Consider the following 14,258-nt stretch of genomic DNA (forward strand, 5'->3'; position numbering starts at 1 on the left):
AAAATACTAATGTTAGCCGATTTAGCTCAGCTGGTAGAGCAACGCACTCGTAACGCGTAGGTCACAGGTTCAAGTCCTGCAATCGGCATAAAAATACAAGATAGAAAGCCCTTGAATTGGGCTTTTTCGCTAATTAAAAGTATTTTTGTTGGGAAATCATAGTAAAGTTCTAACAACTTTAAATTCTTGCTCGATTTTTTCTTATAGGGTATACCCATAAACAACTACCAACATAGAAATATCTTTATGTCTTAAAATTTTAGCAATGGCCTCTGAATCGATTCCCCAAAATGCTTACCTATCTTAAAGAGAAAATATAGGACGTAGAGAACAATAGAACGACGATAATCTAGAAAATTAACTAATAATATTATGAATTCAAAATAGTGACCGCTAGTTTAATTATAGATTGAAGAATAATGTTTCTTCAATCTTTTTTATATGTCAATTGGTAACCATTTTTCTTAAATATGAAAATTATCGATATTTAATATTCATATTTGAATAAAAAGTGTTATAGTTATTTTTTGTGATATTATACGTAATAAAGATTTGAGGTGTTAATTTGGAACTAGAACAAATAAGAGATTTTGAAAAAGCTCAATCAAATAATGATATAAATGATTTTTTAATTATTCTTACTCAAAAGTATATTCAGAATTGTTAAATGTAGAATTAGAATCACAAATTAGTTTTTTGAAGAATAATTATTTTAAAAGCCACTTCGAAAAATGATATGACTATTTTAGATTTATGTTGTGGTACTGGTCGACATGTAAAAAAATTAAATGATGAAGATTACATGGTGGATGGTGTTGATATAAATCCCGAAGCAGTAAATACTGCTCAAAAATCAATAATAAACAATAAATGAAAGGGAATGAGCATATGACTACGGAACAAGGTCTCATCATTATTGCGTAACATTAGGAAAAGTCTATTTGAAGGAGGTGAAGAACTATGGCAGCAGAACAAGGTCTTATTATCATTGCATAATACAAATTATTATAATATACCTCGTTTTATAATGGAGAATAAATGTTCAATTTTTTCAAGAAAAATAAACTCTTCACTCAACTTGCTAGCATTAATCTCGTATCAAAGATTGGAGATAAACTATTCTATACAGCAATGCTAACGACAGCAACCTCTCTTACAGATGGAAGCATAGCAGTTATGGTAGTATCAGCTTCAGAAACTCTTCCTATCTTAATTAGTTTATTTTTAGGTGTAGTAGCTGATAGACAAAGGCAAAAACTAAAACACTTGATAGGCAGTTCTCTTTTCAGAGCAGTCATGTATATTAGTATAGGATTTATTTTTAAATACCCTCCAACTTTACTTTTAGTTATATTTGCCTCCTTATTAAATCTGCTTTCTGATATTAGTGGGAATTACTCAACGGCGCTATTTTCACCTTTTACTAAAATACTGATTAAATCAGAAGATATGGAAGAAGCACAGGGTTTTATCAGTGTTGGGACACAACTAGTTACCGTTTTTGCAACTTTTATTGGTGCATCATTGCTAACCATTTATACAGAGAGTTTATTAGCGATGCTAAATGCCCTCATTTTCCTAATTGTTACCTTGCTTTACTGGTCGGTTAAGTCGCCTCTAAAAAAACAAGAAGACAAACTAAAAATAGTTGAACACGAGAAGACATTCTTAGTTGTTAAAGAAAATTTACGTTCTTTTCTATCTGACAATATATTGCTCATTAATCTCATTCAATTAGCAATGCTTAATGGATTTTTTGGAGGTTTAACTCCTATATTTGCTCTATTTATAAAAAGCAATAATGAACTAGTTCTGTTAAGTAATCCTGTTAAGATTTCTCTCTTATCAGGAATTATGACATTATCTATGATACTTGGAAATAGCCTAACATCAAAAATTCTTAGAAAATATTCTATTTTTCATATCAATGTATGGTCTGACGTGATGATTCTTCTAATAGGTATTGGTTTTAATCTTAATAGTATTTGGATAATCTTCTTAGCTAATAGTAGTCTTGCCTTCTTATTAGGAATTGTTGCCCCAAGATTTTCTGCTGATGTGGTTAATCGTTACCCAGTCGAAAGAATTGGTGGAATTATTACAACTGTTAACGCTCTCTTAGTAATAGCCCCCCATTAACAAGCCTGATATTCCCAATGCTATCTACTATTAGTATGCTGCTTGCTTACTCTGGCTTTATTGTTTATGCTTTATTATTGATAGTAATTAGTCTATTTCTAGCAAAAAAGAACGCTTGAGTTGTCAAGTGTTCTTTTTATCTTATAGTAGATTAACAATATTATCTTTGAGAAATTCTGCAACATCTTCATGCCCTAGCTCTTCAACATCATGAATATATTTTTTTAAATCTATTAAATGAGTACCTTTTCCTTCTCGATAGTTTAAAACTTTTTTTAAAAATATAAATGTGGTTTTTACAAACATGTCTTGATAAGTCAGAATAGATTCTAGGTGTTTCATAAAATAGTGAACACAATAATCTTTTTTCCTCTCTAATAGCACAAAGATAATATTTAGAACAACTAATTGAGTCCGAAAGTTATTATTTGGAATGGACAAGTATAATGAATCTCTTTCTATAAAAGACTTGCTAAGAAATATAAGGTCACTATCTGATAATACTTGTAAAGTATTGCCAAAAATGTACAATTCATATTCTGTCCACTCTTCAATGCTATAAAGGTAAGTTGTAATGAAATCTTTATCGTCGTCTGAGATAATGTATTCTGGGTTTAAATCATGAATAGCACAACGAATAACAAGTTTATTGAGTTTATCATAGACATCATAAGTTTCGGAATTATCATCATGAATTATTAGAAGCTTTTCAAGACCTTCAATATTTTTATTTGAATGGTATTTGGAAATTAACTTAGCTTGTTTAAAAAAGGCACTGTCTTCATATTGATAGTACGCATGCTCAAATTCAGCAAAACTCATGTGTATAGCCGATATTGCAGTCAATAATTTATCCGCTGACAACATCGTTTGTCCGTTTTCAAATTTAGATAATTGTGCCTGCGACAATTTATCACTAACTACATCTTTCATTTTCAGACCTCTAGCTACTCGCAGTTCTCTATAAAGCTCTCCTAAATGAAACGAGTCTAATTTAGTCAAAATATTATTCCTTTACTTATTGTTAACACCATCTATTTTAGCAAAAAAATAACATTTTGATAATTGAAAATGATGTCATATAAAATCAGTATAAGCCTTAATTTCTGGTGTAGCTAATTATTGGGAAATAAAATTAAGATACCATTTTATAAGTTGGGTAAATCCTTAAAATTATTGATATAGGGTGTTTTAATATTATCTTTGCAAAGAAAAATAAAAAATATTTCTGCAATTGGCATAGAGATAAAAATACTTAAAAAGAGAGTAGAGAACATTACGTTTGTTCTCTACTCTCTTTTTGCTTTGAGCTAGATAATCATTCAATTTAAACTAGCGGCATAAGCATCTAGGAGAATGCGCGAAAGGATAGAAAGTGGTAAGCGTGAGTGAACTTCATAGTCTGGAAAGTAAGACAGTTCTGTTTTAAAACCTATTAATTGTAGTGAGGTTAAATGAGCTAGAGAACTGCTTTCACTAGCGCTCAATAAAATGGTTTTAACCCTATTTTTAATGCAATTTCTAGCAGCATCAACCAAAGCAACCGTTTCGCCATTAAGGGAAATAAAAAGAACAAGATCTTTTGATGTTAACCGTGCACTGACTGGGCGAATAATATTAGGGTCAGTATGTAATTCGCAGTATTTATTGAGCAACTGAAATTTGACGAGCATTTCAGAAGCGATAAGTTCTGAAAATCCCCTAGCAAAGATAATAATGCGCTGTGCCTTTTCAATCATTAAAATACTTTCTTCTATGGCGGTAACATCCAGCGTATTAAGTGTCCGCATGACTTCTTGATAATTTTTAATGATGGAACGTCTGGTATCTTTTTTTAAAGATTTATTAGTTAACACGTGCAGGCTGTTATTTTTCTTTTGTTCTATTTCGTGTTTAAATTCTGAAAAACCGCCATATCCTTTTTTCTTAAGCGTTCTAATGATGGTTGCATTTGAAACATTAATAGCTTGACTCAGTTCAGAAATATTTAATTTCCCAATCTCATTGAAATCACGGGTGATGTATTGCCAAGTGTATTCTTCTGTTTCGGTTAATTTCTTGTTATTTTTCATACAATCCCGCCTTAGAAAAATTTTTCTTTTTAATGATTTATTTAGAAATTTCATTCTAAATGAAAGTGCTATCATAAATATACAGGATATGATAATAAATTGCAACTAAATTAGAAAGGAAAACATTTATGGGAATTTATACTTGTACCATGAATTTAGCCATTGATTTATTTATTGAGACAGAACACCTGTATGAGTCTAAGGTTAATCGTGCTTTATCAGATGATATTCAGGCAAATGGGAAGGGCGTTAATGTGTCTTTTATTATGAAAAGACTTGGGCTTGAGAACACTGCTCTTGGTTTTTCGGGAGGTTTTACAGGAAAATATGTCGCAGACAATTTAGAAGCTGAAGGGATAGCTGCCCCTTTTGTTGAAGTAGAAGGACTGACACGAATTAATGTCTTTACTAAAGTAAATGCTACCTGTCAGGAATTTAAATTAGTCAATCAGGGACCTTTGGTCAATGAAGCTGCTCAATGCAGGCTATTACAGCAAATTTCTAAATTTAAAAAAGGAGATTATCTTGTTGTATCTGGCAGCCTACCCAGAGGTGTTCCATCGCAAATCCTATATGATATTGCTAAATTATGTTACGAAAAGGGTGTTAATCTTATTTTTGATGTGAGTGATTGTATCATTATGGATAGTTTGTCATTTCATCCTTTTTTGTTGAAACCAAATGAGGAGGAATTAGCTACTTGGTTTGGCAAAAATCAATTGGAAGAGGAACAATTGATTTCTTATGCTAAGCAATTAATTGTCAAGGGAGCACGTCATGTTCTTTTGTCCTTAGGACAAGATGGAGCTATTTTTATTGATTCTCACTTTAATGTCTATCAGGCTAATGCTCCTAGAGGAAAGGTGGTGAACACAGCCTGTGCAGGGGATACTTTATTGGGGACCTTTTTGGCAGGATTCATCAGACAGGAATCTTTAGAAAGGGTATTAGCAAAAAGTGTAGCTGCTGGTTCTTCAACGGCTTTTAGAAGTGGTATCACAGACTTTAGTGATGTCAATGAATTAAAAGAACAAATTATGGTTAAAAAAATAAAGGAGTAAGATTATGTCAGAATTTAAACTTATTGCAGCAACTGGCTGTCCTACTGGTATTGCCCATACGTTTATGGCACAAGAAGCTCTAGAACAGGCTGCCAAGGAAAAAGGTGTTTCTATTAAGGTTGAAACCCATGGACAAGTAGGAGTAGAGAATGAATTGACTCCTGCAGAAATAGCAGGCGCCAAAGCTGTTATTATTGCAGCCGACAAGGATGTTCAAGCAGAACGTTTTGCTGGAAAAAGAGTTATTGAAGTTTCTGTTGCTGATGGGATTAAAAAAGCAGACCAATTAATAGCAGATGCTTTAGCTGGCAAAGGACAAATTAAGGGCGGCACTAAAATAGAAAGTGCAGAGCTTTCTTCAGATACTGAGGGAGAAAGTTTTGGACGGCAAGTTTATAGACATTTAATGAATGGTGTTTCCCATATGTTACCGTTTGTTGTTGCTGGTGGTGTTTTGGTAGCCATTTCTTTCTTATTTGGTATCTATTCTTTTGATCCTAAAAGCGAACAATATAATTGGTTTGCAGCACTGCTGAAAACAGATATTGGTGGTGTTGCGATGGGCGTTATGACTCCTATTCTAGCGGCTTATATTGCAGAGTCTATTGCAAAACGCCCCGGCTTTGCTGCTGGTTTTGTTGGCGGCATGATGGCGGTGAATGGCGGCTCAGGCTTCTTAGGTGGTATTATCGCTGGTTTTGCTGCAGGTTACATTGTATTAGGTCTCATGAAACTGTTTGAAAAATTACCAAAATCATTGGATGGCTTAAAGGCAATCTTTTTGTATCCTGTATTTGGTGTCTTTTTGACAGGAATGGTTATGGCTGTTGTTAATTCACCTATGGCTTGGGTTAATAAGAGTTTAATGGCATGGCTAGGTGCTTTTGAAAATGCTAATCCATTGGTTCTTGGTGTTATTGTTGGCTGCATGTGTGCATTTGACATGGGTGGTCCTGTTAATAAAGCGGCTTATGTTACGGGTACGGCCCTACTTGCACAAGGAAATACAACCTTTATGGCTGGTGTATCAGCAGCATGCATTGCACCTCCACTCATTACTTTTGTTGCGACCACTGCTTTTAGAAAATATTATGATGAAAATGATCGTAATGCTGGTTTGGCAAATCTTATTTTAGGTTCCACTCATATTACCGAAGGGGCGATTCCTTTCGCGGCTAAAGATCCGCTTCGCATGTTACCAACCTTCATGCTGGGCTCATCTATTGCTGCTATCTTAACCTATATGTGGAAAGTTAAGGTCCCAGCGCCTCATGGTGGCTTTCTAGTTCTACCAGTTGTTACCCATGCCTTCCTTTGGGTTCTTGCTATTGCAATCGGTGCCATAGTAGCTGGTATTATTATGGGATTCATTCAAAAATCAAAATATGAAAAAGCAAGAGGTTAAGAAAGAGGCATACAATGATTGATGAAAATCTGATAAAAATAAATTTGATATGTGAGTCTCAGGATGAGGTCTTCCACTATTTAGCAACTTTAGTTGTAGATAATGGCTACGCTAACAATACAGAATCCGTTGTTCAAGCTTTAAAATTGCGGGAGTCTGAAGGTACTACAGGCATGATGGAAGGCTTTGCCATTCCTCATGCCAAAGACAAAAGTATAGTTAAACCTAGTATTGCCATTTTAAAACTTAAGACGGGTGTTGAATGGCATTCCATGGACGGTCAATTAATTAATAATGTTATAGCACTCTTCATCCCTGAAAAGGAAGCAGGGACAACACATTTAAAAGTATTATCCCAAATAGCTCGTTTACTAGTGAATAAGACTTTTAAAGAAAAGATTAAAGAGGCTGACACTATTTTAGAATTAAAAGAGCTTTTAACTGAAAAATTAGATTTAACATCCTAATCAATGAAGGGAGAATTATGATTTTATCACAGCAAAAATATAATTATTTAGCAAAAGTCAGTGATTCAAATGGCGTTATTTCAGCTCTAGCCTTTGATCAACGCGGTGCCTTGAAATGTTTGATGGCACAATATCAGATGAAGGAGCCGACAGTTGCTCAAATGGAAGAACTGAAAGTGCTGGTGTCAGAAGAATTAACACCCTATGCTTCATCTATTCTCCTTGATCCTGAATATGGCTTGCCAGCTGCACAAGCGCGTGATAGGGAAGCAGGACTCTTGTTAGCTTACGAAAAAACGGGTTATGATGCGAACACAACCAGTCGTTTGCCAGATTGTTTAGTGGACTGGTCTATTAAGCGGCTGAAAGAAGCGGGTGCTGACGCTGTTAAATTCTTGCTCTATTATGATGTTGATGGAGATCCACAAGTTAATGTGCAAAAACAAGCTTACATTGAGCGTATTGGCTCTGAATGTCAAGCTGAAGATATTCCGTTTTTCCTTGAAATTCTCACTTACGACGAAACAATCTCAAATAATTCAAGTGTTGAATTTGCTAAAGTAAAGGTGCATAAGGTCAATGATGCTATGAAAGTTTTTTCAGCTGAGCGTTTTGGTATAGATGTTCTTAAGGTTGAAGTGCCTGTTAATATGGTATATGTTGAAGGGTTTGCTGAAGGCGAAGTAGTGTATAGTAAAGAAGAAGCAGCACAAGCCTTTCGTGAACAGGAGGCCTCAACAGATTTACCTTACATTTACTTAAGCGCTGGTGTTAGTGCAGAGCTTTTTCAAGAAACGCTTGTTTTTGCGCATAAGGCAGGTGCTAAGTTTAATGGTGTCCTTTGTGGACGTGCCACATGGGCAGGGTCTGTTCAGGTTTATATGGAAGAAGGAAAGGAAGCAGCACGTCAATGGTTGCGTACGAGTGGCTTGCAAAATATCAATGAACTTAACAAGGTTTTAAAAACAACTGCATCACCTTGGACAGAAAAAGTGTCAGTTGGTTGAGTTTTTAAGGAATAATGACAAATGTTATGAAATGATAACTTAATTAGTCGTATAAAAGAAGAATTATTCATTTAAGTATGAATAATCCTTTTTTATGAATTCAGCTATTAGTTCTTTTTTGATTGTTGTTGGCTATATAGGATAAACTTCGTTTTATCAACCCAATCCCGGCGATTCCAATGAAAACAAGACAAGTGACTCTTGTATAAAAGAAAATAGTTTCTAAATTCTTAACATTACTAGAGAATGCATAGGCGCTTAAGGCTGAGTATTGATGTTGCTTCCAAGAAACTCCGATCAGAGTCAATAACAAAATAAATTGTTGAATAATAGCACCCAGTCCGTAAAATTTGGAGTGAGTAATTCTTCTTTCTAAAAGCGGTAACGTCTCATCTCTTGTAAATTCTTGGAGAATGACATGATTGCCGCTAGCAATAAAAGCAGAGCTTAGCAGAATACCTAGGAGATAAGCTGAGGGCCATAAAAGTAATAAAAAACTTGCTGTACTAGCCAGTAAACAAACGATAGTAAAATAAGATGGATTTATGATCTGTTGAAGTTTCTTTCTGCTTGTCATAGAGAGCATTAAGCCTAGAACGAGCATTGTATAAGAAAGTCCAACCATATACAGTTTATCAGTAGCTATAAAGTAAATAAGGCTATAGATGACTAAAAAATTTCTGGCAGCACCGAACCATAAAGTCAATAAAGCTTGTTGAGAAAAATGCAAGGGTTTAAAAAGCAGACCGATAATGATAAATAAGCAAAGAGAAAGTCCAATATACAAAGCATAGTTTGTATTAGCTGTCTGTTTAAGTAATCTTGTAAAAAAAGAAAATAGCAGCATGCCAATGGCTGGAAAAAAATGAAGATAAGCATTTCGTTTTCTTTCAAAAGGAACTTGCTGGCTAAGGTTGGCTTCTTGTTCCAATTGACAGATAAAGGCATATGAAGTGAGCAACATAAGCAAAAAGAAAGCAAAAACTAAGGTTATGGAAGTATGGCGAAAATATAAAAATAATGAAATGATGATTCCTAAAATAAGATAAGCCATTATTATTGTTCTTTTATAGGACCATTCATTTTTTTCTTTTAACATACTTTTGATTGTCTTGAAAAGTGCCTTGTAATTGGCTAAACCAAGCCCTATTAAAACAGCACCCAATTCCCAAAATAAAAAGGAAAAATCACCAAATAAACAAAGGCAAGTTCCTAAAATAGCTAGCAGGAGGCTATATCTTAAAACTTTGTATGGATTTTTCAATTCGCCAAATCCTTGTATGGCGAAGACCCCTGCTTTTTCAAATGAGTATAATAAAACGAAAGGAAGTAAAAAGTGATACTGCCCATAATGCTGATATAAAAGTCCTGCAAAGATGATGTTTGGAATGATAACAGCACCTTCTGCTAAAGCTTCTCCTAGTGATGCTGAGGTATTTTTTATCACTGAGTTCATTAAAGTCACCAACTTTCAAAGTTACCACCATTATAATGACTCTTATTGGAAAGTACAAGTCACCGTTTCAGCATACTGGTAAATTCCCAAAATAAGTATCATTTTGTTATTTTAGTCAAGTCAAAAAAAAAAACAAAAATAGAGAGTACTAGGACAAAAAACGATCCATCGTCATGAAATCGTAATTTTGGTTTTGTCGTCCGGTTTCCACAAAGTGGATTAGGTATTGCTATAGACTGATATTCGTAGAATCAGATACGCTATCAGTCTAATGGACTGTTAAAGGTTTGAATCTAAAAACCAAAATGCAAAAATACCCATCAATCACTGTACAATAAAAAGGTTGGAACATTTTTGTTCCAGCCCCAATAAAAGAACCATTTCCGCTGTAATAAAAAGAAGTTTAATTGTTAGAAATAATATTGAGAGGATTTTCAAAATCTTCAGTTTAAAACTTAGAATGAAACTAAATTAGTGCAAAACGCAGCCAATAGTTATAAGCGTTGGCGTTTCATTTTGCCATCTCTACCACCCAAGGAAACTGTTAAAAAAGACTACGAATACAACTTCTGAAATGATTAGAACACTTTGTTGAAATTGTTGTCCCTTCAACTTTCTATGGTTCTTTCCTTAATCCCAAATAGTAAGCATGAAAAGTGATATGTTTTTCGACAAAACTGGCAATAAAATAATAACTGTGATCATAGCCTTCATGCAGATCTAGAAGCACCTCAATCCCGTTTGACTCAGCAGCCTGAACAAAAACTTCTGGCTGTAGTTGTTCTGGATAAAAGTTATCTGCTAACCCTTGATCAATCAGAATTGGTCGTGCTTTTTTCACCTGTGATACAAGTTTGCTGCTGTCATAGGCTGCCCAAGTCTTCTCGTCCTTGCCAAGATAAGCAGAGAAAGCTTTTTTCCCCCAAGGGACATTGCTCGGATTGACAATAGGTGCAAAAGCAGAGATGGCAGCATAACAATCTGGATTTTTTAAACCGATTTGTAAAGCGCCATGACCACCCATACTATGTCCAAAAATAGACCGTTGATTCGTTACAGGGAAATTCGCTTCAATCAGCTCTGGCAATTCTTCTACAATATAGTCATACATGTGGTAATGTTGTGACCAAGGATTCTGAGTTGCGTTGAGATAAAAACCAGCTCCTTGTCCTAAGTCATAAGTTTTATCATCAGGCACATTCTTACCCCTAGGTGACGTATCTGGTATGACTAAGGCCAAGCCATATTTGGCAGCATACTGCTGAGCACCAGCTTTGGTTGAAAAGTTTTCATCTGTGCAAGTCAAACCAGATAGGAAATAAAGAACAGGGACCCTCCTATCTGCTGCCTGAGGCGGCAGATAAATGGCAAAGGTCATCTCAGTATTCGTTGTCTTTGACGAATGGCTGTAGCGCTCATGCCAGCCACCAAATATTTTATTTTTTGATAGTTGTTTCATGCCTGCCTCCTCAGTAATGAATGACTGTGCGAATAGATTTGCCTTCATGCATCAAGTCAAAGGCATCGTTAATCTGCTCTAGAGACATGGTATGGGTAATAAAATCACTCAATGCAAACTCGCCAGCCATATATTGTCCAACAATTCCCGGCAGCTGTGTTTTGCCTTTAACACCACCGAAAGCTGAACCACGCCAGACACGACCTGTAACCAATTGAAATGGACGAGTATGAATTTCAGCACCAGCTGGTGCTACACCGATGATAGTACTCTCTCCCCAACCCTTGTGGCAGCATTCCAAGGCAGCCCGCATGACTTCTACGTTTCCGATACATTCAAAGGAATAATCAACACCGCCGTTGGTTATGTCAATAATGACTTCCTGAATTGGTTTAGCATGATTATTGGGATTGACTAAATCGGTAGCTCCCAATTTTCTAGCCTTGTCAAACTTATCGGGATTAATATCAATAGCAATGATTCGAGAGGCTTTAGCCATACGAGCACCAATAATAGCAGCTAGTCCGATACCGCCTAGACCAAAAATGGCCACAGTTGCTCCCTCTTCGACTTTAGCTGTATTCAAAACAGCCCCCATGCCAGTTGTTACACCGCAGCCCAGCAAACAGACTTCTTCAAGCGGCGCATTGTCCTGTATTTTAACCAAAGAATACTCTGAAACAACAGTATGTTCTGCAAATGTTGAGGTTCCCATATAATGATAAATAGGTTGACCATCCTTAAAGAAACGAACTGTCCCGTCAGGCATGACACCGCGGCCTTGTGTCTCACGAACGGCTGAGCATAGGTTGGTCTTTCCTGAAAGGCAGAACTCACATTTACCGCATTCGGCTGTATAAAGCGGGATCACATGATCACCGACCTGAAACTCTGTTACGCCTTCGCCCACTGCTTCAACGATACCAGCACCTTCATGTCCCAAAACGCAAGGGAAAATCCCTTCTGAATCTTTTCCTGATAGGGTATAGGCATCGGTATGACAGACTCCTGTCGCTGTAATATGCACCATAACCTCTCCCTTTTGTGGCATCATCAGGTCCAACTCTTCAATTTTCAAGGGTTCATTGGGTGCCCAAGCAACTGCTGCTCGTGTTTTGATAGTATTCATAAACTATGTCTCCTTTTCGTTTTATTTGTTATTAGACTTGTTTGGCAGCTTATTTCCATCTATTTGATTTGTTTTTTGCCAGCCAGTTTTAGGCGATTGGCACACAAGCAACCGACTCCACCGTTTCATTGCGTTCTTCTTTTCAAGTAACGATTTGAAAAAGCCCGCCCCCATTGCTTAAAGAAAATAGTTAGTTTCCCAACAAGTCTATTAAAAATCAGGCCATGTTATGGCATAAGAAATCATTCAAAGTTCCATAAACTGACCTTTGTATTATCTTAACATATAAGTACCGTTCGAGGTCAATTGTTTGCTGCCTTTTGTTTATAGATAATTGCTTTTCTTCACATGTCTACTGTGCAATACTTTAGTAGCTATTGTCAAATGGTTTTTATTTTGCTATAATGCTAAAGTATGTGGTGAATTCACCTTAAACTAAGTAGGAGGAAAACAGTTAAATGGCTAAAGTATGTTATTTTACAGGACGTAAAACTGTATCAGCAAATAACCGTTCACATGCGATGAACAAAACAAAACGTGTTGCAAAACCAAATCTTCAAAAGGTAACTGTTCTTATTGACGGTAAACCTAAAAAAGTTTGGGCTTCAGCTCGTGCTCTTAAGTCTGGTAAAGTTGAGCGTGTATAATGTGAAGAGCCTGCGGGCTTTTTTTGTTGGTTTGTTTATATTTCTGTTATGCTTAACCTTGATTTTTTCTTTTTAAAAGATATCTGAAATAGATTAAGCGCATCAGAAATCCTGCTGTCCAGCCAAAAGGAGCAGCCATCCAAATACCATTGAAGCCTAACGAAGTGTGCGAGAGTAAAACAGCTAAAGGCACTTGAAGAATACAGAAAGTTGTTATAGAAGCAATTAAAGGAAGAAGTGACTTTCCGTAACCTAACAGAATGCCATTAAGAACTTGCATAGCTCCGAAAATGGGATAAAAGACTGATACGATATGTAGGTATTGCTGACCGATCTGCACAACGGTTGCATCACGGTTAAAAATAGAAATGAGGACTGGAGCAAAAATATAAATGATAACAGATATGCTAACCGATAAGCCTATTGAAAAAAGCAAGGTATGATTGCCTCCTTTTGTAATCCGCTTTCCTTTTCCAGCACCTTCATTTTGAGCTGTGAAATTCATTAAGGCTTGTCCAAGATTAACAGCGGGCATTTCTGCAAAAGAGTCAACCTTAGAAGCAGCTGTGTAAGCAGCAATAGCACTTGTTCCAAAGCTGTTGACAAGAAATTGAATGACAAGAAAGCCAAAACTAATGAAAACCTGTTGCATCATGGCGGGAAGACCAATGGCTAAAGATTTTTGTAATGTTTTAAGCTGCCATTTTAAATGGAACAAGTCAGGCGATAATTGGGGATATTTCTTTTTCATATAAATTAAACAGATAAGAAAAGAAAAAAGTTGAGCGAACACTGTGGCCATAGCAGCTCCAGCACTGCCTTGGTGAAAAACGGCGATGAAAATAATGTCCAAAGAGGCATTCAGACAGATCGAACTGATTAAAATAAAAGTTGGTGTTTTAGAATCCCCTATTCCTCTTAAACAATTTGCTAAAGTATTGTAAGCAAAAAGTGGAACTAAGCCTAACAAAATAATTTTTAAATAGCTGTCGGCCTCAGGTAATAAAGGTTGTGGAACATTTAACTGCTTTAAAAAAGGGTTTGCATAATAGATACCGAAAAGGGTTAACACAAAGGCCAGTATACTTGTGAACATCAAGTTGGTATCCAGAACGCTTTTCATTTTTTGGAAATGCTTTGCTCCATAAAGTTGAGATATTAACACGCTGGCTCCAATGGAAACTCCTGTTGAGAGAGCAACTGTCAGCGTAACGACTTGGGTACTGGCTCCGACAGCAGCCAGTCCTTTTGTACCCACAAGATTTCCAACAATTGCAGTATCCGTCACATTATACAATTGTTCACATAAATTTCCTAAAAGAATAGGAATGGAAAAATATAAGATTGTTTTTAATTCACTTCCCTTGGTTAAGTCCGTCATTTATCTGCTCCTTTTAATCGCTATAGTAAAGTAAA

At 35.8% G+C, this 14,258-nt stretch carries 12 protein-coding genes, 1 tRNA gene and 1 pseudogene; 8 read left to right on the forward strand and 6 right to left on the reverse strand.

Annotated features, from left to right (window positions below; translation table 11 throughout):
• The first annotated feature begins 15 nt into the window (after window positions 1–15).
• From FNL60_RS00595 to FNL60_RS00610, 3 genes and pseudogenes are all read left to right on the forward strand, one after another.
• Window positions 16–88: transfer RNA gene (locus FNL60_RS00595), tRNA-Thr, on the forward strand.
• Between the two features lie 648 nt (window positions 89–736).
• Window positions 737–874, forward strand: a complete 138-nt coding sequence (locus tag FNL60_RS10445; protein WP_002263691.1) for a class I SAM-dependent methyltransferase — start codon at window positions 737–739, stop codon at window positions 872–874.
• Window positions 875–1,038: 164 nt separating this feature from the next.
• Window positions 1,039–2,258: pseudogene (locus FNL60_RS00610) on the forward strand (MFS transporter).
• Between the two features lie 22 nt (window positions 2,259–2,280).
• Here FNL60_RS00610 and FNL60_RS00615 read toward each other — a convergent pair.
• Together FNL60_RS00615 and FNL60_RS00620 are read right to left on the reverse strand one after the other, a co-directional pair.
• Window positions 2,281–3,141 carry an Rgg/GadR/MutR family transcriptional regulator gene (locus FNL60_RS00615; RefSeq protein ID WP_018110233.1) on the reverse strand — a complete coding sequence of 287 codons (861 nt, stop codon included), beginning with the start codon at window positions 3,139–3,141 and terminating at the stop codon, window positions 2,281–2,283.
• A 320-nt stretch (window positions 3,142–3,461) separates the two neighbouring features.
• A complete protein-coding gene (locus tag FNL60_RS00620; RefSeq protein WP_002263694.1) occupies window positions 3,462–4,211 on the reverse strand; it encodes a MurR/RpiR family transcriptional regulator in 750 nt (249 codons plus the stop codon).
• Between the two features lie 128 nt (window positions 4,212–4,339).
• Here FNL60_RS00620 and pfkB point away from each other — a divergent pair, with 128 nt between their 5' ends.
• The 4 genes from pfkB to lacD are packed head-to-tail and all read left to right on the forward strand — an operon-like array spanning window position 4,340 to window position 8,151.
• A complete protein-coding gene (pfkB, locus tag FNL60_RS00625; protein WP_002263695.1) occupies window positions 4,340–5,272 on the forward strand; it encodes a 1-phosphofructokinase in 933 nt (310 codons plus the stop codon).
• A gap of 4 nt (window positions 5,273–5,276) precedes the next feature.
• Window positions 5,277–6,677 carry a PTS fructose transporter subunit IIC gene (locus tag FNL60_RS00630; RefSeq protein ID WP_002280274.1) on the forward strand — a complete coding sequence of 467 codons (1,401 nt, stop codon included), beginning with the start codon at window positions 5,277–5,279 and terminating at the stop codon, window positions 6,675–6,677.
• A 14-nt stretch (window positions 6,678–6,691) separates the two neighbouring features.
• Entirely contained in the window at window positions 6,692–7,144 is a 453-nt protein-coding gene (locus FNL60_RS00635) for a PTS sugar transporter subunit IIA (protein ID WP_002263697.1), read from the forward strand.
• A gap of 17 nt (window positions 7,145–7,161) precedes the next feature.
• Window positions 7,162–8,151 (forward strand): tagatose-bisphosphate aldolase, encoded by a 990-nt coding sequence (lacD, locus tag FNL60_RS00640; RefSeq protein WP_002265910.1) that lies wholly within the window; start codon window positions 7,162–7,164, stop codon window positions 8,149–8,151.
• Between the two features lie 100 nt (window positions 8,152–8,251).
• On the opposite strand, the gene FNL60_RS00645 is transcribed toward lacD, so the two are convergent.
• The 3 genes from FNL60_RS00645 to FNL60_RS00655 all read right to left on the reverse strand — a co-directional run bounded on the left by FNL60_RS00645 (window position 8,252) and on the right by FNL60_RS00655 (window position 12,195).
• On the reverse strand, window positions 8,252–9,607 hold the full coding sequence (locus FNL60_RS00645; protein ID WP_002280273.1) for a hypothetical protein: 1,356 nt from the start codon (window positions 9,605–9,607) through the stop codon (window positions 8,252–8,254).
• A gap of 616 nt (window positions 9,608–10,223) precedes the next feature.
• Window positions 10,224–11,066: an S-formylglutathione hydrolase gene (fghA, locus tag FNL60_RS00650; protein ID WP_002280272.1), complete on the reverse strand. Its 843-nt coding sequence runs from the start codon at window positions 11,064–11,066 to the stop codon at window positions 10,224–10,226.
• 10 nt (window positions 11,067–11,076) lie between these two features.
• Window positions 11,077–12,195 carry an S-(hydroxymethyl)glutathione dehydrogenase/class III alcohol dehydrogenase gene (locus tag FNL60_RS00655; RefSeq protein WP_002265176.1) on the reverse strand — a complete coding sequence of 373 codons (1,119 nt, stop codon included), beginning with the start codon at window positions 12,193–12,195 and terminating at the stop codon, window positions 11,077–11,079.
• A gap of 458 nt (window positions 12,196–12,653) precedes the next feature.
• Here FNL60_RS00655 and rpmB point away from each other — a divergent pair, with 458 nt between their 5' ends.
• Window positions 12,654–12,842, forward strand: a complete 189-nt coding sequence (gene rpmB, locus FNL60_RS00660) for a 50S ribosomal protein L28 (RefSeq protein ID WP_002263485.1) — start codon at window positions 12,654–12,656, stop codon at window positions 12,840–12,842.
• Window positions 12,843–12,894: 52 nt separating this feature from the next.
• Here the strand turns inward: rpmB and FNL60_RS00665 are convergent, their stop codons facing one another.
• The gene (locus FNL60_RS00665; protein ID WP_002279189.1) at window positions 12,895–14,223 is read right to left on the reverse strand and encodes an MATE family efflux transporter; all 1,329 of its coding nucleotides are present in this window, start codon (window positions 14,221–14,223) and stop codon (window positions 12,895–12,897) included.
• Window positions 14,224–14,258: the final 35 nt, after the last annotated feature.

It is taken from the genome of Streptococcus mutans, from assembly GCF_006739205.1.
GTDB classification, from domain to species: Bacteria; Bacillota; Bacilli; order Lactobacillales; family Streptococcaceae; genus Streptococcus; species Streptococcus mutans.